Source organism: Azospirillaceae bacterium, from assembly GCA_028283825.1.
Lineage (GTDB): Bacteria > Pseudomonadota > Alphaproteobacteria > Azospirillales > Azospirillaceae > Nitrospirillum.
In genome coordinates, this window is sequence record JAPWJW010000001.1 from 1,871,442 (window position 1) to 1,897,973 (window position 26,532).

Annotated in this window: 16 protein-coding genes; 8 read left to right on the top strand and 8 right to left on the bottom strand. The window is 69.3% G+C overall.

The window, feature by feature from the left end:
- Positions 1 to 54: 54 nt before the first annotated feature.
- Complete coding sequence (locus tag PW843_07580) at positions 55 to 3,159, bottom strand: two-component regulator propeller domain-containing protein (protein ID MDE1146469.1); 3,105 nt, start codon at positions 3,157 to 3,159, stop codon at positions 55 to 57.
- 288 nt (positions 3,160 to 3,447) lie between these two features.
- Between PW843_07580 and PW843_07585 the strand changes: the two genes are divergently transcribed.
- Positions 3,448 to 3,936 (top strand): helix-turn-helix transcriptional regulator, encoded by a 489-nt coding sequence (locus PW843_07585; GenBank protein MDE1146470.1) that lies wholly within the window; start codon positions 3,448 to 3,450, stop codon positions 3,934 to 3,936.
- Here the strand turns inward: PW843_07585 and PW843_07590 are convergent.
- Both PW843_07590 and PW843_07595 read right to left on the bottom strand, forming a co-directional pair.
- Positions 3,910 to 5,109: a CaiB/BaiF CoA-transferase family protein gene (locus PW843_07590; protein ID MDE1146471.1), complete on the bottom strand. Its 1,200-nt coding sequence runs from the start codon at positions 5,107 to 5,109 to the stop codon at positions 3,910 to 3,912. The two genes, PW843_07585 and PW843_07590, sit on opposite strands and share 27 nt — an antisense overlap.
- A 4-nt stretch (positions 5,110 to 5,113) precedes the next feature.
- Positions 5,114 to 6,304 carry an acyl-CoA dehydrogenase gene (locus PW843_07595; protein MDE1146472.1) on the bottom strand — a complete coding sequence of 397 codons (1,191 nt, stop codon included), beginning with the start codon at positions 6,302 to 6,304 and terminating at the stop codon, positions 5,114 to 5,116.
- A gap of 152 nt (positions 6,305 to 6,456) precedes the next feature.
- Here PW843_07595 and PW843_07600 point away from each other — a divergent pair, with 152 nt between their 5' ends.
- The 6 genes from PW843_07600 (at position 6,457) to PW843_07625 (ending at position 15,425) form a co-directional block, all read left to right on the top strand.
- Positions 6,457 to 7,359: a LysR family transcriptional regulator gene (locus tag PW843_07600; protein ID MDE1146473.1), complete on the top strand. Its 903-nt coding sequence runs from the start codon at positions 6,457 to 6,459 to the stop codon at positions 7,357 to 7,359.
- 138 nt (positions 7,360 to 7,497) lie between these two features.
- A complete protein-coding gene (locus tag PW843_07605) occupies positions 7,498 to 8,937 on the top strand; it encodes a P1 family peptidase (protein MDE1146474.1) in 1,440 nt (479 codons plus the stop codon).
- A gap of 3 nt (positions 8,938 to 8,940) precedes the next feature.
- Positions 8,941 to 10,146 carry a serine hydrolase gene (locus PW843_07610; GenBank protein MDE1146475.1) on the top strand — a complete coding sequence of 402 codons (1,206 nt, stop codon included), beginning with the start codon at positions 8,941 to 8,943 and terminating at the stop codon, positions 10,144 to 10,146.
- Positions 10,147 to 11,490, top strand: a complete 1,344-nt coding sequence (locus PW843_07615; GenBank protein MDE1146476.1) for a peptide MFS transporter — start codon at positions 10,147 to 10,149, stop codon at positions 11,488 to 11,490. It abuts the gene before it with no gap.
- Between the two features lie 29 nt (positions 11,491 to 11,519).
- On the top strand, positions 11,520 to 12,908 hold the full coding sequence (locus tag PW843_07620) for an aminotransferase (GenBank protein ID MDE1146477.1): 1,389 nt from the start codon (positions 11,520 to 11,522) through the stop codon (positions 12,906 to 12,908).
- Positions 12,909 to 13,130: 222 nt separating this feature from the next.
- A complete protein-coding gene (locus PW843_07625) occupies positions 13,131 to 15,425 on the top strand; it encodes a TonB-dependent receptor (GenBank protein ID MDE1146478.1) in 2,295 nt (764 codons plus the stop codon).
- Positions 15,426 to 15,669: 244 nt separating this feature from the next.
- Here the strand turns inward: PW843_07625 and PW843_07630 are convergent, their stop codons facing one another.
- From PW843_07630 to gabT, 5 genes are all read right to left on the bottom strand, one after another.
- Complete coding sequence (locus tag PW843_07630; protein MDE1146479.1) at positions 15,670 to 17,316, bottom strand: EAL domain-containing protein; 1,647 nt, start codon at positions 17,314 to 17,316, stop codon at positions 15,670 to 15,672.
- A gap of 164 nt (positions 17,317 to 17,480) precedes the next feature.
- On the bottom strand, positions 17,481 to 18,086 hold the full coding sequence (locus PW843_07635) for an FMN-binding negative transcriptional regulator (protein MDE1146480.1): 606 nt from the start codon (positions 18,084 to 18,086) through the stop codon (positions 17,481 to 17,483).
- Between the two features lie 14 nt (positions 18,087 to 18,100).
- Positions 18,101 to 19,585: an NAD-dependent succinate-semialdehyde dehydrogenase gene (locus PW843_07640; GenBank protein ID MDE1146481.1), complete on the bottom strand. Its 1,485-nt coding sequence runs from the start codon at positions 19,583 to 19,585 to the stop codon at positions 18,101 to 18,103.
- A 121-nt stretch (positions 19,586 to 19,706) separates the two neighbouring features.
- Entirely contained in the window at positions 19,707 to 20,672 is a 966-nt protein-coding gene (locus PW843_07645; GenBank protein MDE1146482.1) for a LysR substrate-binding domain-containing protein, read from the bottom strand.
- A 175-nt stretch (positions 20,673 to 20,847) separates the two neighbouring features.
- Positions 20,848 to 22,137, bottom strand: a complete 1,290-nt coding sequence (gene gabT / locus PW843_07650; protein MDE1146483.1) for a 4-aminobutyrate--2-oxoglutarate transaminase — start codon at positions 22,135 to 22,137, stop codon at positions 20,848 to 20,850.
- A 376-nt stretch (positions 22,138 to 22,513) separates the two neighbouring features.
- On the opposite strand from gabT, the gene PW843_07655 reads away from it, so the two are divergent.
- Entirely contained in the window at positions 22,514 to 26,515 is a 4,002-nt protein-coding gene (locus PW843_07655; protein ID MDE1146484.1) for a CHASE domain-containing protein, read from the top strand.
- Positions 26,516 to 26,532 lie beyond the last annotated feature (17 nt).

The following is a 26,532-nucleotide window of genomic DNA, read 5'->3' on the forward strand; positions in this document are numbered from 1 at the left end:
GCATGGGATGATCGTCGGCGATCAGGACGCGTATGACGGAAGGGGTCTCCGGCATCATGGCTCCGCAAACAAACGGGAAAGGCCGCGCAGCCAGGCCGGCCGGCGCGGCCCGGCATAGGCCAGGCTGGCGGGAACGCCGATGCGCACGATGGTGCCGGCGGCACTCCCTGGCCCAGGGCCCGATGCCGGGGCGCTGCTTATATCCAGGCGGCCGCCGATGCGCGCCGCCCGTTCGCGCATCCCCGCCAGTCCGAAATGTCCGTCACGGCCGTGGGCCAGCAGGCCGGCATCGATGCCGCGCCCGTCATCGCGGAACACCAGTTCCAGGCGGCGCGCGCCATAATGGATGGTGATGTCCACGGTGGCGGCGTCGGCGTGGTGGGCGATGTTGGCCAGTGCCTCCCGCGCGATGCGTTCCACCTCTTCCTCCACGATGCGGTCCAGGGGACGCGGCACGCCGTCCACCCGCAGGCCGACCAGCGGCGGCGCCTGTGGGAACAGGTGCTCCACCAGGCCGGCCAGCACGGCCTCCAGCGGTTCGGGCGCCGCATGCCGGCGCAGGCTCAGCACCCGGTCGCGCCCCTCCACCAGCACCTCGTCCGCCTGGTCCAGCGCCTTCAGCATCAGGGCGCGTTCCGCCTGGTCGGGGGCCAAACGGTTGGCGATGGCTTGGAAGCGCAGGATCAGGCCCTGCACACCCTGAAGCAGGGTGTCGTGCAGTTCGCGGGCGATGCGTTCCCGCTCCGCCACCTGGGCATCGATGCGACCCCGGATGCGGGCGGCAACCTGGCGCAGGCGCAGCCGGTACAGCCCCCACAGGGCCAGCAGCCCCAGCACGACGCAGGCGGCGATGAAGGGCCGCGTCTGCCAGAACAGGGGCAGGATGGTGAAGCTGGCCACGGCCCCGCTTTCGTTCCACACCCCGTCATTGTTGGCGGCGATGACGCGGAAGCGGTAATCGCCGGGGCCCAGGTTGGTGTAGAAGGCCTCGCGCCGGTCGCCGGCCTCCACCCAGCGGGTGTCCACCCCCTCCAGCCGATAGCGAAAGCGCACCCGTTCCGGCACCGACAGGCTGGTGGCGGTGAAGTCCACCTGCACGCCGGTGGTGCCCTTGGGCAGGGTGGCGGCCTCATGCGGGTTGTAGCGCCGCCCGTCGGCCGCCAGCCGGGTGATGACCACCGGCGGCGGCAGGGCGTTATAGGTCAGGTGGTGCGGGTCGATCACCATGATGCCGGCGCCGGTCATGAACCACAGCCGTCCGTCACCGCCCCGCACCAAGCTGTTCTGCGGATAGGTGCCCACCAGGGGCGCCAGGCCGTCCAGGGCGTCGAGCATGAAGGGATGCAGCGGCGTGCCGGGGTGGTCGAAGGCGGCGTCCAGGTCGGCCGTCGCCACCCGGGCGATCTGGGAATTGCCTTGCAGCCAGGTCTCGCCATCCGGGGTCTGGACAATGCCCGTCAGCGACCGCAGCCAGGGATAGCCGGCCAGGTATTGGGTGCTGTCCCCCCGCAAGCGCACCAGGCCGCCGGTGGTGGCGACCAGGACATCGGTGGCGCCCCGGTACAGCAGGTAGATCTGCCCGCCCAGCGCGTCGGACTGTTTCCACAGCACCGTGTCGCCGGACGGGTCGATCCGGCGCAAATCGTGATAGGTGGAGACCACGATGCGGCCCTGGTGGTCGGCGACCATGTTCACCGCGTCCAGGCCGCTGACGTAATCGCCCAGCCGCGTCCACTGCCCGTCCTGATAGCGCAGCAGCCCCTTGCGGATGGTGGAGAACCACAGGGCGCCCTGCCCGTCGGTGACGCAGTCGAAGTAGTTGTAGGGGCCGGGGTCCACCGGGGCCGGCGCGAACCGCCCGTCGGCATAGCGGAAGACGCCGGCATGCGTGCCCAGCCAGATGGAATGGTCCGCCGCCTCGCACATCGCCTGGGGGTTGGCGACGTCGTGCAGAATGGCCTCGGGCGTCCCGCCCGGCGCGATGCGATAGACCGTATCGGCATCGCCGGCGTAAACCGTGCCGTCGCCGGCGGCGGCCAGCAGATAGCCCATGGTGGATTCGCGGCCGATGTGGAAATCGGGGATGACGTCGGCCGGCCGGAACCGGTCCAGCCCCGCCGAGGTCCCCACCCAGATGTTGCCCTCACGATCCTGGAACAGCGACAGGGCGACGTTGGATGTCAGGCCCTGGGCCAGGGCGTACCGCTCGATATCCCCTTCCGGGACGGGCTGGAGATCGGTGGCCGCCGCCGCCACGGATCGGCGGATGCGGAACAGCCCTTTCCCGATCGACACCCCCCACAGGTCGCCGTCCTTGTCCGCCAGCAGGCCATAGCCATACTCGTGCGTCTTCGGCAGGGGCTCCGCCGGCGGCCAGGGCCGCGGCAGGCGGGGATAGTCGGGCAAGCGGACCATGCCGCGGTCACTGAACAGCCAGACGCGACCGTCGCCGTCCTCCACCAACTCGCCATTGCCCGGAACAGGCTGCGGCATGGCCTGCCACTCGGCCTGCCCTTGAGGTCCGTCCCCCTGACTGGGCGTTTCCCGATCCTGCGTTTTTCGGCTTGGCGCGTCGGCGGGCAGGAAGAACACCCCACCCTCCGCCACCAGCCATATGGTCCCGTCGCGGGCCGCCAGCGGCGCGCCCCGGAATTGGTTGGGGCCGTGGGGGGGCGGGCCCGTCCGGGTCCAGGTGCCGGCATGGTAATGCAGGACCATTGCGCCGGGGCTGCCGGTTGAAAACCAGACGCCGCCATCCGCGTCCCCCGCGATACCCCCGACCGAGCCATCGCGGATGCCCAGGCCGGAATCCGTCACATGGCCGTCGCGCAGCATGGCGATGCGGCCCGTCCGCCCACCGATCCACAGGGTGCCGTCCCGGGCGCCATACAGGGCGGTGACAAATTGATCCTGGGTGGAGCCGTCGCCGCCGATGTCGATCTTCTCAAACCGCACGCCGTCGAAGCGGTACAGCCCGGTGGACGCCCCCAGCCAGAGGAAGCCGTCGGTGGTCTGGGCGATGGCGTTGACGTTCTGCGGCGCGCCGTCCTCGAACGTCCAGGCATGGTGCTTGTACTGCTGCAGGTCGCGCACCGGCCCCTCGGCCCGCGCCCCCGTCACATACAGGAACGCCAGCGCGATCATGATCGCGCGTGCCAATCCCCCCACCATCCATGGCCCCCAGCAGGCAGTCCGTCATCCGCCCCATCCCGGCGACCGCCGCCCCGGATGGGTAGCTTCCATCATACAACCCTATCTGGCTGATAGCGCTTTCTTTTTCCGCACCAGCCCTTCCCACGACGATGTATGGCCCCTGACGATGCGCCCCCATAGGGGTGAAATCGATATCACCCGTTTGGGTGATATGCGCGCCCCCCGCCAGGGATGGGCCGCGACCCCGACTCCGTGGAATCATTCCAAACCGCGTAACTGCCGAGGAATGACACCATGCTGCACATCGTGGCCGCGCCCGAAGATGACGCCCCGCCGCCGCCGGCTCATTCCGAAGGGATGGAACAGCAGGTTGAACGGGTGTGCCAGGGCGGCCTGGCCACCTGGCAATTACGGCTGTCGCAGCGGCGCATGGCGGAGAGCCTGGACGCCCCCATCCCGCTGAAGGACGTGGCGGAGGCCTGCCAGCTGTCGGTCTCGCAACTGGTGCGGGCCTTCCGGACCAGCGTGGGGCTGACGCCGCACCAATGGCTGATCAATCATCGCCTGGACCGGGCCAAGGTCCTGCTGGACGGCGGCCATCCGCTGGTGGACATCGCCGCCGCCTGCGGCTTTTCCGACCAGAGCCATTTCACCCGCACCTTCACCCGGCGATTGGGCATCGCCCCCGGCGCCTGGCGCCGATCCACCCGCAAGCCGGCGCGCAGCCTGCCGGCTCTGGTCGCACCCTGGGCGATGTCAAGCGATTACGCCGTCAGCGCGTAGGGCATCCAGCCGGCCGTCATCCAGGCCCAGCATCTCGGCCAGCACGGCGGCGGTGTCGGCGCCCAGATGGGGCGGCGCCGTGCCGGTGCCGATGGGCGTGCCCGACAGCTTGACGGGGCAGGCCACGCCGGGCACGCGGCCCAGCACGGAATCGGCAAGGTCCAGGGCCAGGCCCCGGTGGCGCACTTGCGGATCGGCGAAGGCCTGGCCCAGGGTGTTGATGGGGCCGGCCGGCACCTCCGCCGCCTCAAGCCTCTCCAGCCAATGGGCACTGCCGGCCGTGCGCAGCCGGTCGGTCAGCAGCGCCGTCAGATCGACACGGTTGGCCACCCGGGCGCTGTTGGTGGCGAAACGCGCATCGTCAGCCAGGGCCGGCACACCCAGCACGGCGCACAGGCGCTGGAACTGCCGGTCGTTGCCCACCGCCAGGTTGATATGCCCATCGGCGGTGGGGAAGGTGTCGTAGGGCACGATGCTGGGATGGGCATTGCCCAGGCGCGCCGGGTCCCGGCCGCTGGCCAGGTGATTCAGCGCCTGGTTGGCCATGGCGGCCACCATGCAGTCCAGCAGGGCCACGTCGATGTGCTGCCCCTGCCCCGTCTTCTCCCGGTGGTGCAAGGCCGCCAGGATGGCGTTGCCGGCGTAGAGGCCGGTGATGATGTCGGCCAGGGCCACGCCCGCCTTCTGCGGGCCGCCATCGGGGGCGCCGGTCACACTCATCAAGCCCGACATGCCCTGGATCAGGAAGTCATAGCCCAGGCGCTGGGCATAGGGGCCGTCCTGGCCGAAGCCGGTGACTGAGCAATAGACCAGGTGCGGGTTGACCGCCTTCAGGCTGTCGTAGTCCAGCCCGTACTTGGCCAGGCCACCCACCTTGTAGTTCTCCACCACCACGTCGGAGCGCGCGGCCAGGTCGCGCAACAGCGCCTGGCCAGCGGGGGTGGTGAAATCCACGCAAATGGATCGTTTATTGCGGTTGGCCGCCAGGAAATAGGCGGCCGGGCCGTCATCGCCCACGAAGGGCGGCCCCCAGCGGCGGGTGTCGTCGCCCTCACCCGGGCGCTCCACCTTGATGATCTCCGCCCCGAAGTCGCCCAGCATCTGAGTGGCCCAGGGCCCCGCCAGGATGCGGCTGAGGTCCAGGACGCGGATGCCCGACAAAGCCCCGCCCACCATGTCAGAACGCCGCCAGGCCGGTGATGGCACGGCCCAGGATCAGGGCGTGCACGTCGTGCGTGCCCTCATAGGTGTTCACGGTTTCCAGGTTGATCATGTGGCGCATCACCGGGAATTCGCCGGAGATGCCGTTGCCGCCGTGCATGTCGCGGGCCGCGCGCGCGATATCCAGCGCCTTGCCACAATTGTTGCGCTTGATGAGGGAGATCATCTCCGGCGCCACGCCGCCCTCATCGAACAGGCGGCCCACCCGCAGCGCGGCCTGCAAACCCAGGGTGATTTCCGTCTGCATGTCGGCCAGCTTCTTCTGGATCAGCTGGGTCGCCGCCAGGGGACGGCCGAACTGCTTGCGGTCCAGGGTGTATTGCCGGGCGGCGTGGAAGCAGGCCTCCGCCGCGCCCATGGCGCCCCAGGCAATGCCGTAGCGCGCCCGGTTCAGGCAGCCGAACGGCCCCTTCAGCCCCGCCACGTTGGGCAGCAAGGTGCCTTCCGGCACCACCACGCCGTCCATCACGATCTCCCCGGTGACGGAGGCGCACAGGCTCAGCTTGTTGGCGATCTTGGGCGCCGACAGCCCGGCCATGCCCTTTTCCAGGACGAAGCCGCGGATGGCGCCATCGTGGGCGTCGGACTTCGCCCAGACGACGAAGACGTCGGCCAGCGGCGCGTTGGTGATCCACATCTTGGACCCAGTCAGGCGGTAACCGTCGGCCACCTTCTCCGCCCGGGTGCGCATGCCGCCGGGGTCTGAGCCCGCGTCCGGTTCCGTCAGGCCGAAACAGCCGACCCATTCGCCGGACGCCAGGCGCGGCAGGTAGCGCTGGCGCTGTTCCTCGCTGCCATAGGCGTAGATGGGGTGCATGACCAGGGAGGACTGGACGCTCATCATCGAGCGATAGCCACTGTCCACCCGCTCCACCTCCCGCGCCACCAGGCCGTAGGAGACGTAGTTGCTGCCCGCCCCGCCATATTCCTCCGGCAGGGTCATGCCCAGCAGGCCCAGGGCGCCCATCTCGTGGAAGATGGCGCGGTCGGTGTGCTCGGTCGCGAAGGCCTCGACCACGCGGGGGGCCAGCTTGTCCTGGGCATAGCCGCGCGCGGTGTCGCGGGCCAGCCGCTCCTCCTCCGCCAACTGCGCTTCCAGCAGGAAGGCGTCGTCCCACTGGAACTTGCCCGTTTCACCCTTGGCCATGGCCCATTCCTCCACACATCGATTTCCACCAGCGTTATCCCGCCAGCACCCGTCCGGCAAGCCAGGATGGGTCACAACATCATGCGGATTCCTCATGAAGTGCGCGCCGCCGCCCTTGCCGGTGCCCGGCGCCCATGATAGGGCCTGATCCCATGTTCGCCCGCCGCCTCATCCCCAGCACCGCCGCCCTGACCGCCTTCGAGGCGGCGGCGCGCCGGGGCAGCTTCACCCTGGCGGCGGATGAGCTGAACCTGACCCAGGGGGCCGTCAGCCGCCAGGTGGCGCAGCTGGAGGCGCAACTGGGCGTGGCCCTGTTCCACCGCGTGCGCCAGCGCGTGACCTTGACGCCGGCCGGCCAGTTCTATGCCGAGCAGGTGCGCGACATCCTGGCCCGTCTGGGCCATGCGGGCGCGCAGGCCATCGCCTATGACGGCGGTGGCGGATCGCTGGACCTGGCCATCCTGCCCACCTTTGGCGCCCGCTGGCTGATCCCGCGCATGGCCGACTTCTTCGCCCGCCACCGCGACATCAGCATCAACTTTTCCACCCGCGTGCGCCCCTTCGACCCCCGGGCGGAAGGACTGGACGCCGCGATCATGAGCGCCCTGCCCGCCGCCCCCGACCTGGTGTGCCAGCGCTTCATGGGGGAGGAGCTGGCGCCGGTGGCCGCCCCCGCCCTGGTGGCCAGCCTGGATCTGGCGGCACCGGCCGACCTGCTGCGCGCACCCTTGCTGTTGCAGGAAACCCGCATGGACGGGTGGGACCTATGGTTCGGCGCGCAGGGCCTGACGCGCCCGGCGGGACAGCCGTCGCTGGTGTTCGAGCAATTCCTGCTGGTCATCCGGGCCGCCGTGGCCGGCCTGGGCTGCGCCCTGGTGCCCCGCTTCCTGGTGCGGGAGGAGATCGCGTCCGGCGAACTGGTGGTGCTGCCGGGGCAACGGTCGCCGGCGGAGACGGGCTATTACTTGGTCTATCCGGCCAGCCGCCGCACTTATCGCCCCCTGGCCGTGTTCCGCGATTGGCTGGTGGCGCAGGGTAAAAACGCCGAGACCTGACCCAGCACAACCGCAGGCTTGGTGCGCGGCGGGCACCAGGGGCGACGCCATTGACATCTTCCGTCCAGCATGACGCCGCGCGCACTATCCCAGTATGACCAAGCCCGCGAAGGGCGACACAGAAACGGGATCAGGGCAATGGCGGTTCGGCAGGACAAGCGTCACATCATGGGCACGGTCAAGGGGCGGCGCGGCCGCCTGCTGAGGGCGGTCGCCGCCACGGGCTTGATGATGGCACCCCTGCTCGGGCATGCCCAGACCGCCGACAAGCCCGCCCCCGCCGCCACCAACCAGGACGCGCTGACGCCCGTGCTGAACAGCGGTGACACGCTGCTGCGCTTCGACTGGCCCATGGTGCGCATCGGCACCGGTGAATATGACGAGGGGCCGACCGGCGTCACCGTGTTCAGCTTCGGCCGCAAGGTACTGGGGGCGGTGGACGTGCGCGGCGGCGGCCCCGGCACGGTCAACACCGATTACCTGCGGCTGGGCTACAGCACGCCGGACCTGGACAGCGTCGTTTTCGCCGGCGGGTCCTGGTACGGGCTGGAGGCCACCACCGCCGTCGCCACCGCCATGATGGATGAGGGGCGCCGGGGCGGCGCCTGGGACAACATCGCCCTGTCGGTGGGCGCCATCATCTATGATCTGGGCGACCGCCGCCTGAACGAGGTTTATCCCGACAAGCGCCTGGCGCAGGCGGCCTATCACGCCGTGCGGCCCGGCACCTTCCCCCTGGGCGCCCACGGCGCCGGCCGCATGGCCCGCACCGGCGGCCTGTTCGGCTGCAACGCCCCGTCCGGCCAGGGCGGCGCCTTCCGCCAGATCGGTGACGTCAAGATCGCCGTCTTCACGGTGGTGAACGCCCTGGGCGTGGTGACCGACCGCGACGGCCGCATCGCCGCCTGTTACCTGGACAAGGCCTGGCCCAAGGGCGTGAAGGTGGACGATCTGATGCGCGGCCTGCCCGACAGCCGCAAGCCCGGCTGGGCCGGTCCCGCCGGCACGGCCGACACCCGCCACAACACCACCGTCAGCCTGGTGATCACCAACCAGAAGATGGAACCGGCGGAATTGCAGCGCCTGGCCGTGCAGGTCCACACCTCCATGGCGCGGGGGCTGCAGCCCTTCTCCACCATCTTCGACGGCGACGTGCTGTACGCCGTCTCCACCGGCGAACTGGAAGCCGACAAGGGCTTGCCGTCCTTCGACCTGGCAACGGCGGCGGGTGAGGTGATGTGGGACGCCATCCTGGCCTCCGTCCCCACTCAGCCCACCGCCCCCAAGGCCCTGGGCAAAGAGGTGCTGAAGCCCGACGCCCTGGCGGCGCTGGCCGGCGACTATGTCTTCTCCCCCCATGTCACGGTGCATGTGACGGCGGAGGGCGGCAAGCTGTACGCCCAGGCGACGGGGGAGCGCCCGGCCTATGCCATCACCAAGGACAAGGTGCAGGAGGTGCTGCCCGTGTCGGACACCGACTTCACCTTGCCCGGCCGCTATCCCCTGACCCTGCGGTTCGCCGCCCCCGGCACCCTGCTGATCAACCCCGGCCCCTATCAGCAGACGGGCCGGCGCTGAGCCATGGATCACTTCCCCACCCCCTTCGACACGCTGCCGCCCGCCGTGGCCGGCATCGACGGCACGGCACCGCCGACGGCCGACCTGGTGCGCGGCGCCTATTCCGGCACGCTGCTGCCCGACCAGCTGGTGTCGGCCCTGCGCCATGGCGACCGGCTGTTCGCCACCCGATTGGTGCGCAAGGGTCACCAGGTGCGGCCCTTGGCCGTCCGGCCCCGGTCGCTAGCGGATCTGCGCTTCACCAGCGGCGGGCGCCCGGTCGACATCTACGACTACATCTCCCGCAACCGGGTCGCCGGCCTGCTGGTGCTGCACGATGGGCAGGTGGCGCTGGAGACCTATCAGCTGGGCAACGATGCCGGCACCCGCTGGCTGTCCATGTCCATGGCCAAGTCCATCAGCACCACGCTGGTGGGGGCCGCCATCCAGGACGGGCTGATCACCAGCGTGGACGACAACGTCGCCCGCTATGTCACGGAATTGCGCGGCAGCGCCTATGACGGCGTGCCCATCCGCGAGGTGCTGCGCATGACCTCCGGCATTGGCTGGGATGAGGCTTACGGCGACCTCGCCTCCGACCGCCGCCGCATGCTGGAGGCGCAGATCGCGCAGCAGCCGGGCGTCACCCTGGACCATCTGGCAGCCTGCCCCGGCATCGCCCCGCCGGGCCATCTGTTCAATTACAGCACCGGGGAGACGCACGTGGTCGGCGCCCTGGTGCGGGCCGCCACCGGTCGCTTCCTGGCCGATTACCTGGCGGAAAAAATCTGGTTCCCCTGCGGCATGGAGCAGGAGGCCCGCTGGTGGCTGGAGGCGCCCGAGGGGCTGGAGGTGGCGGGCAGCGGCCTGCACGCCTGCCTGCGCGACTTCGCCCGCTTCGGCCAGTTCATGCTGGAGGACGGCGTGGTCAACGGCCGCCGCGTCCTGCCGGAAGGTTGGGTGCGCGATGCCACGGCGCCCGGCGCCATGGCCGACGGTAGCCGCCTGGATTACGGCTACATGTGGTGGCCGCAGCCGGGGACGGATGGCGGTTTCGATAACGGCGCCTATCGCGCCGGCGGCATCTTCGGCCAGTATGTCTATGTCAACCCAGCCCGCCGCGTGGTCATCGCCGTCAACAGCGCCCGGTCCAAGCCCAAGGGGGCGGAGGCCATACCCGACATCGATTTCTTCAACGCCGTGTCGGCCGCCTTCGCGGTGGAGGCCTGAATGACCGGGACCACCTTCCTGGGCCATCCGCGCGGCCTCGCCTACATCATCTTCACCGAAGCGTGGGAGCGGTTCTCCTTCTACGGCATGCAGGCACTGCTGGTGCTGTATATGACCGGCCACCTGCTGAAGGGCGGCACCATCGACGGTGTGGTCGGGCTGGACGGCTTCCGCCAGGTGATGGAGGGGGTGGTCGGCCCCCTGCCCACCGCCGCCCTGGCCACGCAGATCTTCGGCCTCTACGGCGGCCTGACCTACCTGACGCCCATCTTCGGTGGCCTGGTGGGCGACCGCTGGCTGGGCCGGGGCCGGTCCGTGATCCTGGGAGCCGCGCTGATGGCGGCCGGGCACTTCGTCATGGTGGCGGAATCCGCCTTCCTGCTGGCCTTGCTGCTGCTGATCCTGGGCTGCGGCCTGCTGAAGGGCAATCTGGCGGCCCAGGTCGGCACGCTGTACGACCGCGACGACCACCGGCGCGACGCCGCCTTTTCCCTTTACTACATGGCCATCAACCTGGGCGCCTGCATCGCCCCGCTGGTCTGCGGCACCTTGGGCGAGATCTACGGCTGGCACTACGGTTTCACCGCCGCCGGCATCGGCATGGTGGTGGGCCTGGTGATTTATCTGGCCGGCCGCCGCCACCTGCCGCCCGACGCCCCGGCGGCGGAACCGGCGGCGGGCGCCCAGCGCCTGGGCCGGCGCGACCTGCCGGTGATGGCGGCCCTGCTGCTGATCCTGGTCACCGTCACCCTGTTCTGGACGGTGCAGACCCAGGTGTGGACCACCTACGTCCTGTGGATCCAGGACCGGGTGGACCGCACGGTGATGGGCGGGCTGGAGATGCCCATCACCTGGTTCCAGTCGGTCGACACCTTCGCCGTGCTGGCCCTGGCCCCCGTCAGCCTGGTGGTCTGGCGCTGGCTGGACCGGCGGGGGCGGGAGCCGGGGGACCTGGCGAAACTGGCCATCGGTTACGCCCTGTTCGGCTGCGCCTGCCTGTGGCTGGTGCTGGCGGAACTGAGCAGCCACGCGAGTAGCAGCGGGCACGTCGCCATCGTCTGGCCGCTGCTGTTCCACTTCATCTGCGCCTCGGGCTACCTGCATGTGGCGCCCATCGCGCTCGCCCTGTTCACCAGGGCCGGCCCGCCATCCGTCAACGCCATGATGGTGGGCGTCTATTACCTGTCCATCTTCGCCGGATCGCTGCTCAGCGGCTGGCTGGGCCGCTTCTACGACCCGGACGCCCCCGCCTGGTTCTGGCTGCTGCACGCCGCCATCGTCGGAGCCGGCGCCCTGCCCCTGCTGCTGTTCAAGCGAACACTGGGCCGCATCCTTTTCCCCTGACATCGCCTTTTCGCCTAAGGACCGACATCATGCATCCCCGCAATCACGACATCGCGGCCTTGCGCCGCCTTGATGTCGCGCACCATCTGCCCGCCCAGCAGGACTATCGCCTGATCCGCGACCTGGGCGGCAACCGCATCATTGTCAGCGCCGAGGGCAGCACCATCCAGGACGGTGACGGCCAGCGCATCCTGGATGCCATGGCCGGCCTGTGGTGCGTCCAGGTGGGCTATGGGCGGGAGGAACTGGCCCGCGCCGCCTATGACCAGATGCGCACGCTGGCCTACTACAACACCTTCTTCAAGACCGCCCCCGTGCCCACCGTGGAACTGGCGGCCCGCGTCGCCGGCCTGCTGGGCGGGGAGTTGCAGCACATCTTCTTCAACAACTCCGGCTCTGAGGCGATCGACACCGTCATCCGCCTGGTGCGCCACTACTGGCAGGTGCGCGGCCAGCCGGAACGCACGGTGATGATCGCGCGGGAGAACGCCTACCACGGCTCCACCATCGCCGGGGTCAGCCTGGGCGGCATGGGACCGATGCGGGCCCAGGGCGGGCCGCTGCTGGGCGACATCAGCCATGTGATGCAGCCGTACGCCTTCAATGAGGGCTTCGGTGAGGATGCCGACGCGTTCGCCGCCCGCGCGGCGGATGCCCTGGAGCGCCGCATCCTGGAACTGGGGCCGGAGCGGGTGGCCGCCTTCATCGGTGAGCCGGTGCAGGGCGCCGGCGGCGTCATCATCCCGCCGCCCGGTTACTGGAAGCGGGTGGAGGCCATCTGCCGCAAGTACGGCATCCTGCTGGTGTGTGACGAGGTCATCTGCGGCTTCGGCCGGCTGGGCAGCTGGTTCGGCTTCCAGCACTACGGCATCACGCCCGACATCGTGTCCATGGCCAAGGGCCTGTCGTCTGGCTACATCCCCATTTCCGCCGTGGGCGTGTCCAGCGCCATCGTGGAAACCCTGCGCGACGCTGGCGGCTTTTTCCTGCACGGCTACACCTATTCCGGCCACCCGGCCGCCGCCGCCGTGGCGCTGCGCAACATCGACATCATTGAGGATGAGGATCTGGTGGGCCGCACCCGCGACGACACCGGCCCCCACCTGGCGCGGGCGCTGGCCACCTTGGCCGACCACCCGCTGGTGGGCGAGGTGCGGTCGCTGGGCTTGTTGGGGGCGGTGGAGATCGTGGCGGAGGCCGGCACCAACCGCCGCTTCACCGGCAAGGAGGGCAAGGCCGGCCCCATCGTGCGCGACATCTGCATCGAGATGGGCGTGATGGTGCGCGCCGTGCGCGACACGCTGGTGATGAGCCCGCCGCTGGTCATCACCCTTGCGGAGATCGACCACATCATCGACACCATCCGCCGGGCGCTGGACCAGGCCACACGCAAGCTGCGGGCGCTGGAGGCGGCCTGAGCGGGGCCCTTGCACGCACCCTGGTGCGTGAAAGTCACCATACGCCGCGTCCTTGGCATCTGTTCGGGGCATGGGCGCGCGCCATCATAGTCCTCGACACCGGATCGCGAAGAAGAGCCGTCAAACGGCCGCCGCATCGGTGCAATCAACAAACAATCAGATTGGACAGGGGGTCCTATGCGTTCGTGTTTCATTTCCGGCCGCAAGCGGTTCATACGCCTTATGGCGGCGACGTCACTTGCCTGCCCGTTGCTGGCGCCCACCCTGGCACTTGCGGCCGCCGCCGACAACTCCAGCGACGGGCTGGAGGAAATCGTCGTCACCGCCACCCGGCGTGAGGAAAAGCTGTCGCAGGTCCCGGCCTCCGTCGCGGCCTTCACGCAGGAGAAGATGGACGTGCAGGGCGTGCGCGACATCGACGACATCGCCCGCCTGACGCCCGGCCTGAACTTCACCCGCCAGAACTATTTCACCGGCAGCAACACCAACATCTCCATCCGCGGCATCCAGTCGGACGTGGGGGCCGCCACCACCGGCATCTATGTCGACGACGTGCCCATCCAGGTGCGGGCGCTGGGCTTCAGCTCGGCCAACACCTACCCCAAGATCTTCGACCTGCAACGGGTGGAGGTGCTGCGCGGGCCCCAGGGCACGCTGTTCGGCGCCGGTGCCGAGGGCGGTGCCGTCCGCTTCATCACCCCACAGCCCGACCTGGAGAAGTACAGCGGCTATGCCCGCAGCGAGGTGGCGTTCACCGACGGCGGCGATCCCAGCTATGAGATGGGGGCCGCGGTGGGTGGCCCCATCGTGCAGGACAAGCTCGCTTTCCGCGCCAGCGCCTGGTACCGCCGCGACGGCGGCTGGGTCGACCGTGACGACCCCGCCACCGGCGCCACGCAGCAGGCCAACGCCAACTACCAGACCAGCAAGGCCGGCAAGCTGGCCTTGACCTGGGCGCCGACGGAAAACATCCGCGTCACCCCGTCGCTGTATTACCAGGACGTCTACACCAACGACACGTCGGGCTATTGGGAACAGCTGTCCAACCCAGGCGACGGCCAGTACCGCACCGGCTACACCCTGCAACAGCCGGCGCACGACCGCTATTACCTGCCCTCGCTGACCGTGAACGCGGATTTCGACGGCTTCTCCCTGACGGCGGTCACGGCCTATTTTGATCGCAACGAACATGAGACGCGCGACTACACCAACTTCGACGCGGAACTGATCGGCACGCCTTACGTCACCCTGCCGGGGCAGCACGCGCCCGGCTATTTCCAGGACAAGCAGGATAACTTCAGCCAGGAAGTGCGCCTGCAATCCACCGGCAGCGGGCCATTCACCTGGGTGGCCGGCGCCTATTACGGTCATGAGCACCAGGTCTCCACCCAGCTCAACCAAGACCACTACATGAACACGCTGATCGAGAACGCCACCGGCGGGCTCTACGACGTGGCCAGCTGGTACGGCGTGCCCTACCTGGCGGGCGATTACCTCTACGACAGCCGCACCGAAAGCACGACGGAGCAGATCGCCGGCTTCGGCCAGGTCGACTACGCCATCACCGACGCGCTGAAGGCCACGGTGGGCGTGCGCGTCGCCCACATCCGCCTGACCCACAGCCAGGAGGCGGCGGGCCCCTTCGCCGGCGGCACCATCGACGAAAGCGGCGCCTCCACCGAAACACCGGTGACGCCCAAGTTCGGCCTGACCTACCAGGTCGATCCCGACAGCATGGTCTACGCCACCGCGTCCAAGGGCTTCCGCCCCGGCGGCGCGCAGACGGCGGTGCCCGCCAGCTTCTGCGGCGCCGACCTGACCAGCCTGGGCCTGACCAAGTCGCCCACCACCTACGACAGCGACACCACCTGGTCCTATGAGCTGGGCACCAAGAACAGCCTGCTGGGCGGCCGGGTGCAGACGGAGCTGAGCGGCTATTGGATCAACTGGAGCAACGTCCAGCGCTCCATCTACCTGTCCAAGTGCGGGTCCAGCTACATCACCAACGCCGGTTCCATCACCTCCAAGGGCATGGACTTGTCGGTGCAGGGCAAGGTCACCCACAACCTGACCCTGGGCGTGGTGCTGGGCTATAACGACGCCACCTTCGACCAGACGGTGCTGGGCGGGTCGGGTGCGGTCCTGGCGGACAAGGGCGAGGCCGCCTACACCGGGCCGAAGTTCACCATGACCATCTCCGGCCAGTACGACTTCACCCTGTCCGACCGTTACGATGGCTACGCCCGCATCGACTATTCCTACGCGGGCCCGTCGCCGCAGCAGGACACACAGATTTATTCCTACGACCCCATGCTGACGGTGGCGCCGGACATCAGCACCATCAACATCCGCACCGGTGTGAAGGTGGACGGCACCGATGTCTCCTTCTTCGTCAACAACCTGACGAACACCCACCCGTCGCTGGGCGCCTTCCACCAGTTCTACGGATCGCCCCTGCTGACCAACTCCACCCTGCGGCCCCGCACCATGGGCCTGACGGCGACCTACCGTTACTGATCGAATCCACTCGAGCTACCAGCGGCACGAGACTTTGACTCGTGCCGCTGTAGGCTGCGACTGCAGCCGCCGCAGGTTTCCGGGGAACGGAGTGGACTGGAAACCGAGGATTAGCCAAGCCAGCGGATGCTGGCGCCCGGCGCTTGAGGGGGGCTTTGACCGTGCCCGGTCAAAGGCCACGCATATAACAGAGGGCCTGGCCCCCTGAACCCATCACCCGGTGGGTCCAGGGGGTCTTTTCTCATCACTTCCCGAAATCCTGCACGGTCGGCGTCCAGCGCGAGGGGCGGTTCAGGGCGGAAAGGTCCACGTCCCGCCGCTTCGGCTTGGACAGTTCCTTGGCGAAGAACCAGCCCTGGCCATAGGTGCAACCCAGGCCGCGCAGGCGCAGCAGCTGCTCGGCCGTTTCCACATGTTCGGCGATGGTGGGGACGTTCAGGCTGCGGCACAGCGCCAGCATGCCGATGACGATCGCCTCTTCCCGCCGGTCGCCGCACATGCGGCTGATGTAGGAGCCGTCGAGCTTCACATAATCGAAATCCAGGGCGCGGATATAGGTGAAGGACGCCATGCCGGCCCCGAAATCATCCAGGCAGACGCCGTGGCCGCGACGGCGCAAATCGTTCAGCACGTTGCGGGCCCGGGGCAGATCCTCCAGCCGGCCGGACTCCGTGATCTCGAACAGCAGGCGGCCGGACAGCCTGGGCCGGGCGGCCAATTGCGCCGTCAGCGCCTGGATGAACAGGTCGGAGGCGATGGAGACCGCCGACAGGTTCACGGCCAATGAAATGTCGGAGGCCGCACTCTCCAGTTCCTTCATGGCCATGCCGCAGACGGCCATGTCGATGTCGTTGATGATGCCGACCTCTTCCGCGAAGCTGATGGTCGGCCCCGGCCTTTCCCCATTGAAGCGGCACAGCACCTCCAGGTGGTGCATGCGGCCGCTGGCCAGGGCGACGATAGGCTCATAGGCCAGGCTGATGCGGTTGCCGGTGAGGTCGCTGCGCAGTTGGGAAAGCCGGCCCATGGCGTCCCGGGCATAGGCCGCGACAATGGAGGATGAGGACAGGCTGTCCACCGCCTTGATCCCATCCTCGGCGAAGCGGCGCAACGCGTACAGCATCAGGCGCGCCCGGTCGGCGCGGCTGAGATCCGGGCCGCAAGAACCCAGGGTGCGGGCATCGACGTCGATGGCCCGGTCCAGGCCCAGATCCTGGGCCAGTTGGACGATGTCCCGAATGATCAGGTCGCCCAGATCGACCGGCGTCATCACGCCGAAGCGGCTGTCGGACAGCCGGCCAGCGACCGCCTCGGGCCCGCTGTGCTGGCGGAGGACAGCGCCGATCTCCGCCATCAGTTGGCGGTCCTCCTCCTGCGTCAGGTTGGCGCGAACCTCGTGCAGATTGTTCATCTGCAACAGGGTGATGGCGGGGCCGGCGCCGGCAGCCGTTCCCGGTTCCAGGCCGGCCATCGCCGCCTGGACGAAGGAATTGGACGCCAGCAGATGGGTGTCCGGATCCGTCGCCCCCACCGCCGGCGACGGGCCGTTCCCCGCCCATTGGCTGACCGTCACGTTCACCAGCGGCGAGTCCTGCAGACGATAGGCCGACAGGGTGCACGGCACCGCGACACCATCGGGGCGCAGCAGGCGGATCATGCGGGGGGCGGCCCTGCCGTTACCGCCCAGGGTGTTGAAGATGCGCCGCAGCAGCGCCTGGTCCGCCGGCGTCACGAAATCATGGAACGAGCGGCCGATCAGGTCGGAATCGGGAACGCCGATCAGCGCCTGGGACGCACCGGCCGCGAACGCCAGGGTGCCGTCCCGGTCCACCTCCAGCAACAGGTCGGCATTGGCGAAAGCGAATCCAAGGTAACGCTTCGTGCGCTTCATCCCACCCGTTCCCCGTAAGCCCGCCCGGATCGCGCCAGCGCCTTGAAACCGGTAGGCCTTTACGTCCGGACGGATAACACGCCATTGCGCTAAATCACTCGCCGATCCCTTCTATACGAATGGTTAGCGGACCCGGGAAGCTTTCTTCCCGGGTCCATCCATTTTCACGCCTGGGCCATCAGCTCCGCCAAATCGGCGGCCGTGCCCGCACCTGAGCGCAGCAATTCCAACATCACGTTCAGGCGATCGCCCGCCGGGTGCTTCTGGCTGAGCTTGGTGGCGCCCTCGATGCCGTCCACGGTCAGGCGGAAGGACCGGATCATGGGCAGCAGGAAGGCCACGCGGCCGGCCGGCGCTTGCTCCAGGTCCCAGGCGCCGGGGCGGTCGCCCTCCATCGCGCGGGCGGTGTGGCGCAGGATGGCAAGCTGGCCGGCATCGTCGTCGATGGGGGTGATGCGGCCGCGCACATGGGCCGCGACATAGTTCCAGGTCGGCACCTCCGGCTTTTCCCGGTACCAGGCCGACGAGATGTAGGCGTGCGGCCCCATGAACACGGCCAGGGCCGGCATGCCCGCCACCAGGCTGGTCACCTGGGGATTGTTGCGCGCCATGTGGCCGACCAGGGTGCCGCTGTCCCCCTCGTGCTCGAAATAAAGCGGGGTGGACGTGGCCTGGAGGTCGGCGCCGGTACCGGTGACCAGCAGGGCGAAGGGATACTGGCGGACCAGGCCGGCCGGGTCCGCCGCGCGATAGGCTTCGGGGATGTACATGGACGGAATGGCCCTCAGCCCGCGGCCGGCACGTCGATGCAGACGGCCTTGATGTCCAGGTAATCGTCCAGGCCGTGGAAACCGCCCTCGCGCCCCAGGCCGGATTCCTTCATGCCGCCGAAGGGCGAGGCCTCGCTGGTCAGCAGCACGGTGTTGACGCCCACCATGCCGTAGTCCAGCGCGTCGGCCAGGCGGTGCGCCCGCGCCAGGTCACGCGTGTAGAAATAGGCGGCCAGGCCGGCGCGGCCGTCGTTGGCCAGGGCCACCGCCTCCGCCTCGGTGGTGAAGCGGCGCAGCGCCGCCAGGGGGCCGAACGTCTCCTCCCGGTTCAGGGCGGCGTCGGCCGGTACCTCCACCAGCACGGTCGGCTCATAAAAGCGGCCGTCCGCGTCGGGCGTGGCGCCACCGGTCAGGACGCGGGCGCCCAGGCGTACGGCGTCGTCCACATGGCGGGCCACCTTCTGGATGGCGCCGGCGTTGATCAGGGGGCCCATCTCCGTCCCCTCCCGGGCGCCGTCGCCCAGCTTCAGGGCCCCGGCCCGCGCCGCCAGGCGCTGGGCGAAGGCGTCGTAGACGGCGTCCTGCACCAGGAAGCGGTTGGTGGAGATGCAGGTCTGGCCGGCATTGCGGAACTTGCTGAACAAGGCGCCCTCGACCGCCGCATCCAAATCGGCGTCGTCGAACACGATGAAGGGCGCGTTGCCGCCCAGTTCCAGCGACACGCGCTTGACCGTTTCCATGCAGCGGGCGGCCAGCATCTTGCCCACGGCGGTGGAGCCGGTGAAGCTGAGCTTGGCCACGCGCGGGTCTTCCACCAGCACGTCGCCGATGGGGCCGGCCTGGCCGGTGACGATGCTGAACACACCCGGCGGCACGCCCGCCTCCTCCGCCAGCACGGCCAGGGCCAGGGCGGAATGGGGCGTCAGGTCCGACGGCTTCAGCACCAGGGTGCAGCCCACGGCCAGGGCCGGCGCCACCTTGCGCGCGATCATGGACGAGGGGAAGTTCCACGGCGTGATGGCCGCCACCACGCCCACCGGCGTGCGGGTCACCAGCATGCGCTTGTCCGCCCGGTGGGCCGGCAGGATGTCGCCGTAAACCCGCCGCGCCTCTTCCGCGTACCATTCCAGGAAACCGGCGGTGGAGCGCACCTCGCCCAAGGCCTCGGCCAGGGGCTTGCCCTGCTCCGCCGTCAGGATCAGCGCCAGATCGTCCTCATGCCGGCGCACCGCCTCGCCCCAGCGGCGCAGGATGGCCCCCCGGTCCTTGGCGGCCAGCGCCCGCCAGGCCGGCAGGGCGGCCACGGCGGCGTCCACCGCCTGGACCGCCTCGGCCGCAGCCAGGTCGGGCACGGTACCTAGCACGGCGCCGGTGGCGGGGTTGGTGACGGTCAGCGTGCGCGGGGCATCGACCCAGCGGCCGGCGACATAGGCCTGCCGCCGGAACAGGTCGGCGCGGCGCAGGGGCAAGGGGGCGGTGGGGGGGGCGATGTCAGGCATTGATGCGGCTTCCCGGATAGGTTCATCCGGTATCACCTTCGCAAAGCCACCCGCCGGCCGGGGAGATGCCAACCACGCCGGGGACGGTGCCGTCCGGTCACCAGCCCTTTGGGAGTAGGGGCTAAACCCCTTTCCCCGCCGCCATGGCCTTGGGCAGTTCCTTCGCCACCTCCGCCAGCAGCCACTGGCGGTAGCGGGCGATGGGCGGCGCCTTCCAACGGTCGGCACGGGCGATGAACAGATAGGTGCCCAGCGGCATGTGCTCGAACCCCGGCAGGCCCACGCCCACCTCCACCAGCCGGCCGGCGGCGATGTCGGCGGCGGCGATCAGGTGGTTGCCCAGGGCGATGCCCCGGCCCCGGCGGGCGGCGTCCAGGGTCAGGTGGGCGTGCCACAGGCGCGGGCCGGTCAGGTCGCCGGCCTCCATCACGCCGTGCGACGACAGCCAGGTGCCCCAGACGTCGAAACTTTCCTCATGCAGCAGCTGGTGGCGCAAAAGGTCGGTCTGGCGGGCGATGGGCGGGGCCGAGGCCAGATAGGCCGGACTGGCCAGGGGTATGGTAGGCGGCTGTGCGATTTCCACCGACTGCACCCCCGGCGGCAGGATCAGGGGCGGGCCGTAGCTGGGGGACAGGCGGATGTCCACGTCCGCCTCATGCTTGGCGAAGTCGGGACAGACGTCGGTGGGGCGCAGTTCGATTTCCAGGCCGGGGTTCGCCGCCTCGAACTGGCCCAGCCGTTCCATCAGCCAATGGAAGGCGAAGCCCGGCATGCACCAGGTCAGCAGGCGGCTGTTGTCGCTGGTCTTCATCAGGTCCAGCGTGGCGCCGGCGATGTCGTCCATCGCCTTGGCGATGCGCTTGTGATAGCGGCTGCCCTCCTCCGTCATCACCGCACCGGCGCGCGTGCGTTCGATCAGCGCGGTGCCGGTCCAGGCCTCCAGCGTGCGCAGATGGCGGCTGATGACGGCGTGGTCCAGGCTCAGCACCTCCGCCGCCTTGCGCACGCCGCCCAGGCGCGCCACAGCGTCAAAGGCGCGCAACGCCGCGAACGGCGGCAGGGCCTTGCGGTTGGGAAGGCCGGTCATCAGGGGCTCAAGCGGCGGCTTCCCGTCGGGCATATGTCGTCAAACCGATGTTGCTGGAATGTGAACGTTCTCTAACACTGCCACGACTATCAGCCACCGAACAATCGGCAGCCCTGAGGAAAAGGGAACCCGCCCCCGGAAAACCAGCGCCGATCCCCGGGGGCGGGGCGGACCGTCAGCGCCGCAGCGCCTGGGCCAACAGGGTCAGGCCTTCTTCCAGCACCGCATCCGGCACCGTCAGGGGCACCAGGATGCGGATGACGTTGCCGTGGGTGCCGCAGGACAGCAGGATCAGGCTCAGGTCCGCCGCCCGGGCGGTGACCCGCCGCGTGGCGTCGGCATCCGGCACCAGGCCATCGCCATCCTTGAAAATCTCGAACGCCACCATGGCGCCGGGTCCGCGGATGGCGCCCAGCGGCAGGGTGTCGCCACCGGCCGCCAGGTCCGCCAGGCGGGCCTTGATGCGATTGCCGATAAGGTCGGCGCGGGCGCACAGCCCCTCCTCCTCGATCACGTCCAGCACGGCCAGGGCGGCGGCGCAGGCGATGGGGTGGCCGCCATAGGTGCTGCCCAGGCCGCCCGGCTCCACCTGGTCCAGGATGTCGGCCCGGCCGATGACGCCGGCGATGGGAAAACCGCCGCCCAGCGACTTGGCCACCGTCAGCAGATCGGGCGCCACGCCCGAATGCTCGATCCCGAACAGGCGGCCTGTACGGGCGAAGCCGGTCTGCACCTCATCGGCGATCAGCAGGATGCCGTGGGTGTCGCACACCCGGCGCAGACCGCGCAGCAGGTCCGCCGGGGCGGGGTTGAACCCGCCCTCGCCCTGCACCGGCTCGATGATGATGGCGGCGACGCGCTCGGCCTCGATATCCACGCGGAACAGGGTCTCCAACGCCCGCAGGCTGTCGGCCACGGTGACGGCCGGGTGATCGCCGCGCGCATCGGCCGGGAACGGCAGATGGTAGATGTCGGCCGGCAGGGGCCCCAGCCCCTTCTTGTAGGGCAGGACCTTGCCGGTCAGGGCGCAGGTCATCAGGGTGCGGCCGTGGAAGGCGCCGCTGAAGGCGATGACACCGCTGCGGCCGGTGGCGATGCGCGCGATCTTCACCGCGTTCTCCACCGCCTCCGCCCCGGTGTTGAACAGCACCGTCTTGGGCCGCCCGGCGATGGGCGCCAGGGCGTTCAGCCGCTCCGCCAACGCCACATAGGGCTCATAGGCCATGACCTGGAAGGCGCTGTGGGTCAGGCGGTCCATCTGCGCCTGTGCCGCCGCCATCACCTTGGGATGCCGGTGGCCGGTGTTCAGCACGGCGATGCCGCCGGCGAAATCGACATAGCGCCGGCCTTCCACGTCCCAGATCTCCGCGTTCTCCGCCCGGGCGGCATAGAACGGCGTGGCGTGGGCGACGCCCCGGGGAACGGCCGCCAGGCGGCGCGCGAGAAGATCGGCATTGGTCGGCATGGGGACAGGCTTTCCGGCAGGGTCGGGAATCAGGTGCCCGATCCTCCCCATCCCGCCCGTCCAGGCCTAGGGGCCAAGGGGGCCGGCTCTGGTGCGCCCGGGTCACCACCCCATGCCTGGACCATCCGGTCAGGGTACCGGCACATCCGCACAAAACAGATGCCCGGTAACCATTTATTTGGGACTGTCTGCTAAGGTGGGGGCACCATCCAGGGGGATACGGACAACCATGCACAGCGCCTTACGGCAAGAGGCCCCCGAGGCCGAGCGGCGCACGCATGGCGTCCTTCTCCCCGCATGGCGGAACGTGTGGCGACGGCTGGCCCGTCCGCCACGACATCCAGACAAAAAGCCTGAGGAATCCGGCGGTGTCGGGTTGGCCCCGCTGGCCATCCTGGCGGTGGCCATCGCCTTGGGGCTGAGCGCATCTCTGCTGGCCGCCGACCGCAATCGCACCGTCGTGCAGTCCAGCCTGGCCGACCGCACGGGGGAGATGACCAAGGTCCTGCGCGAACGCCTAACCATCTTCCAGTACGGCCTGCGCGGCGCGCGCGGCGCCATCGTGGTGGCCGGCGTCGACAAGGTGACCCTGGCCGATTTCCGCCGCTACATCGGCACCCGCTCGCTGGACCAGGAGTTCCGCGGCGCCCTGGGTTTCGGCTTCATCCGCCGCGTGGCCGAGGCCGATCTGCCGGCCTTCCTCGACACCATGCAGCGCGACGGGCGCCCCTCCTTCGCCCTTAAGCAGTTCGCCCCGCACGCCGGCGAACGCTTCGTGACCCAGTTCCTGGAACCGGAGGAGCGGAACCGCCCGGCCCTGGGCGCCGATGTCGCGTCACACGACCCGCGACGGGCGACGGCCATCATGGCCATGCGGTCGGGTGAGGTGCAACTGACGCCCCCCCTCACCCTGCTGCAGGCCACCGGCCTGGGCACCCAGGGATTCCTGCTGCTGCTTCCCGTCTATCGCCCGGGCGTCGACATCGCCACGCCGGAGCAGCGCACCCAGGCCGCCATCGGCTGGACCTTCGTGCCGCTGGTCGTCGGCGATGTGCTGGAAAAGTCCGACCTGATCCAGGACGACCTGCACTTCACCATCCGCGACGTGACCGACACGCCGGACACGGAACCCTTCTTCCGCAGCCACCCCGGCGATGGGGCATCGGTGCCGGGTGACGCCCAGAACTGGGCGCGGGATGAGCGCGTCTTCCTGTTCGGCCGTTGGTGGGCCATCCATTTCCAGGCCTATCCCGCCTTCGCCCGGCCGCTGAACCTGACGCCGCCTTGGATTCCGGGCGTGGCTGTCACCGTCGGCGGCGCCTTGCTGTCCCTGCTGTTGCAGCTGCACCTTCAGAACCTGGTGCGGCAACGCCGCGCGGGTGAGGAAAAGGCGCGCCAGACGGCCCTGCTGGAGATCCAGGTGACCGCCCGCACCGCCGAACTGCGCGAGCGTGAGGAACGCTTCAAGTCCCTGACGGAACTGTCCAGCGACTGGTACTGGGAGGCCGACCGCGACGGGCGCTTCACCGATGTGTCCGCCGGCGTGGCCCGCATCGGCCTGGACCATGCCGCCATGGTCGGCCGGACGCGGCGCGACCTTGCGGCCGACACCAAAGACCCCCGCCTGGATGAGTATGAGGCCCTGGTCAAGGCCGGCATGCCCTTCCGCGACTTCGGGTATGACCTGATCGGCAATGACGGCGACATGCGCCACATCGTGGTCAGCGGCGCCCCTGTACTGGACCGCCGCGGCATCTGCATCGGTTTTCGCGGGTCGGGCCGCGACGTGACGGAACAGCGCCGGGCCGAACAGGCGCTGATGGCCAGCCAGCGTTTCATCCGCGCCATCGCCGACAACATCCCCGGCATGGTGGGATATTGGGACACCAACCTGCGCTGCCGCTTCGCCAACAAGCACTACGTGGAATGGTTCGGCAAGCGGCCGGAGGAGATCATCGGCGGCACCATGCGCAGCCTGCTGGGGGAGCGGCTGTTCGCTGAAACCAAGACCTACCTCAAGATGGCGCTGGCTGGCCGGCCGCAGCATTTCGAACGCATGCAAACCAAGGCCGATGGCAGCGAGGGCTATATCTGGGCCCACTTCATCCCGGACATCGACATGGACGGCAACGTCCAGGGCCTGTTCGTCCTGGTCACCGACGTCACCGACATGAAGCGGGCGGAACAGGAACTGCGCGCCACCACCTCACGCCTGATCCTGGCCAGCAAAGCCAGTGGTATCGGCGTCTGGGTCTATGATGCCGCCACCGGCCATATCGACTGGGACGAGCAGATGCTGCAGCTTTATGAGCTGCCGAACGGCACCGCCGATTACATGGAGCACTGGGCCGCCCGCTGCCTGCCGGAGGACCGCATCCGGGTCAACGCGGAATTCGCCGAGGTCGTGGCTGGCAACGGCGACCTGGACGCCGAATTTCGCATCTTCGCCCTGGACGGCAGCATCCGCCACATCAAGGGCGCCTCCATCACCGACTACGGCCCCGACGGCCGCCCGGTGCGCATCATCGGCGTCAACTGGGACATCACCGACATCCGGGTGCGCGAGGCGGCACTGGTGGCGGCACAGACGGCGGCGGAAGGCGTCAGCCGGGCCAAGACCGACTTCCTGGCCAATATGAGCCATGAGATCCGCACGCCCCTGAACGCCATCCTGGGCTTGGCCCACTTGATCGAGCGCACCGAGCTGTCACCGGACCAGCGGGGGTTCGCCGCCAAGATCTCCGCCGCCGGGCGCGGCCTGCTGGCCCTGGTCAACGACGTGCTGGACTTCTCCAAGGTGGAGGCGGGCAAGCTGGATCTGGAGCCGGCGATCTTCGACCTGCCCCGGTTGATCGACGGCGTCTCCTCCATCGTCGCCGTGACCGCCGCGGAAAAGAAGCTGCCGCTCTATATGGCGATCGATCCCGGCACGCCGACGGCGCTGGTCGGTGACCAGTTGCGCCTGCAGCAGGTGCTGATCAATCTGGTGGGCAACGCCATCAAGTTCACCGAAAGCGGCAACGTGGCCCTGGCCGTGCGCCGGGACGGCGGGGATGACAAGCGCCCCGTGCTGCGCTTCACCGTGGCCGACACCGGCATCGGCATCGCGCCGGAAACCGTACCCACCCTGTTCGACGCCTTCACCCAGGCCGACACCTCCACCACCCGGCGCTTCGGCGGCTCCGGCCTCGGCCTGGCCATCAGCAAGCGCCTGGTCCGCCTGATGGGGGGGGACATCGGTGTGGACAGCGTGCCCGGCCAGGGCAGCACCTTCTGGTTCACGGTGCCGCTGGACCTGGCCGACACCACCGGCCAGCCGGCCTATGCCGCCCCCCAGCCCGCCGCGCCGGCCAGCGGGCAGCGGCTGGCCGGCCTGATGCTGCTGATGGTGGAGGACAACACCATCAACCAGGAGGTGGGCCGCCTGATCCTGGAAAGCGAAGGCGCACACATCGCCATCGCCGGCAACGGACGCGAGGCGCTGGACCGCCTGACGCGCGAACCCCGCACCTTCGACCTGGTGCTGATGGACATGCAGATGCCCATCATGGACGGGTATGAGGCGACGCGCCGCCTGCGCCAGGAATTGGGCCTGACGACCCTGCCCATCATCGCGCTGACCGCCGGGGTGTTGAGCGGGGAGCGGGAGCGCGCCTATGAGGCCGGCATCACCGACTTCCTGACCAAGCCCTTCGACCTGGAACAGATGGTGCAGACCATCCGCCAACGCCTGGCCCTGCCGGAGTTGGACGCGGTGCCCGCTCAGGCCACGGCCGCGGCGCCCGGCTTCGCAACCATCCAGGGGCCCCTGCCCGGCATCGACCTGCGCCAGGCGGCCATGCGCCTGAACGGTGACGGCGTCATGTTCACCGACCTGCTGCGGCGCTTCGCCCGCGAGTTCGGGGACAACGCCCCGAGGATCCACGACGCCATCCGCGAAGGCCGGGTGGACGAGGCCGCCGCCCGCCTGCACACCCTGCGCGGGGCCGCCGGCCACATGGCGGCGAACGCGGCGGCCGACAGCGCCCGCATCATCGAAACCGCCCTGCGGGGCGGGGAGGCCATCGACCTGGACGCCCGTATCCTCGACCTAGACGGGGCCCTGAAAGTCCTGGTCGATACGGCCGCCGGCCTGGCGCCGGCGTCGGCCGAAGAGGCGGTGCCGGAAGCGGCCGGCGACCTGGACCGGGCCGATCTGGAGGCCCTGGTTCAGGGGCTGGACGCCGGGCGCATGGACGCCCTGGATCTGTACGACCGGCTGCGCCCCGCCCTAGCCGGCGCATTGGGCGCCGACGTGCTGGCGCTGTTGCAGCGCGACCTGGACGACCTTGCCTTCGACGCCGCCGCCGACCGGCTGCGGCCCCTTATCAATCCTTGAGGAAACCGGCGCCCGAG

What these genes read in the sequence shown, in the direction of transcription:
- PW843_07585 (MDE1146470.1), top strand. Translation starts at nt 3,448, where the DNA reads ATGCTGCACATCGTGGCCGCGCCCGAAGATGACGCCCCGCCGCCGCCG.
- PW843_07595 (MDE1146472.1), bottom strand. Translation starts at nt 6,304, where the DNA reads ATGGCCAAGGGTGAAACGGGCAAGTTCCAGTGGGACGACGCCTTCCTG.
- PW843_07600 (MDE1146473.1), top strand. Translation starts at nt 6,457, where the DNA reads ATGTTCGCCCGCCGCCTCATCCCCAGCACCGCCGCCCTGACCGCCTTC.
- PW843_07605 (MDE1146474.1), top strand. Translation starts at nt 7,498, where the DNA reads ATGGCGGTTCGGCAGGACAAGCGTCACATCATGGGCACGGTCAAGGGG.
- PW843_07610 (MDE1146475.1), top strand. Translation starts at nt 8,941, where the DNA reads ATGGATCACTTCCCCACCCCCTTCGACACGCTGCCGCCCGCCGTGGCC.
- PW843_07615 (MDE1146476.1), top strand. Translation starts at nt 10,147, where the DNA reads ATGACCGGGACCACCTTCCTGGGCCATCCGCGCGGCCTCGCCTACATC.
- PW843_07620 (MDE1146477.1), top strand. Translation starts at nt 11,520, where the DNA reads ATGCATCCCCGCAATCACGACATCGCGGCCTTGCGCCGCCTTGATGTC.
- PW843_07625 (MDE1146478.1), top strand. Translation starts at nt 13,131, where the DNA reads ATGGCGGCGACGTCACTTGCCTGCCCGTTGCTGGCGCCCACCCTGGCA.
- PW843_07630 (MDE1146479.1), bottom strand. Translation starts at nt 17,316, where the DNA reads ATGAAGCGCACGAAGCGTTACCTTGGATTCGCTTTCGCCAATGCCGAC.
- PW843_07635 (MDE1146480.1), bottom strand. Translation starts at nt 18,086, where the DNA reads ATGTACATCCCCGAAGCCTATCGCGCGGCGGACCCGGCCGGCCTGGTC.
- PW843_07640 (MDE1146481.1), bottom strand. Translation starts at nt 19,585, where the DNA reads ATGCCTGACATCGCCCCCCCCACCGCCCCCTTGCCCCTGCGCCGCGCC.
- PW843_07645 (MDE1146482.1), bottom strand. Translation starts at nt 20,672, where the DNA reads ATGACCGGCCTTCCCAACCGCAAGGCCCTGCCGCCGTTCGCGGCGTTG.
- gabT (MDE1146483.1), bottom strand. Translation starts at nt 22,137, where the DNA reads ATGCCGACCAATGCCGATCTTCTCGCGCGCCGCCTGGCGGCCGTTCCC.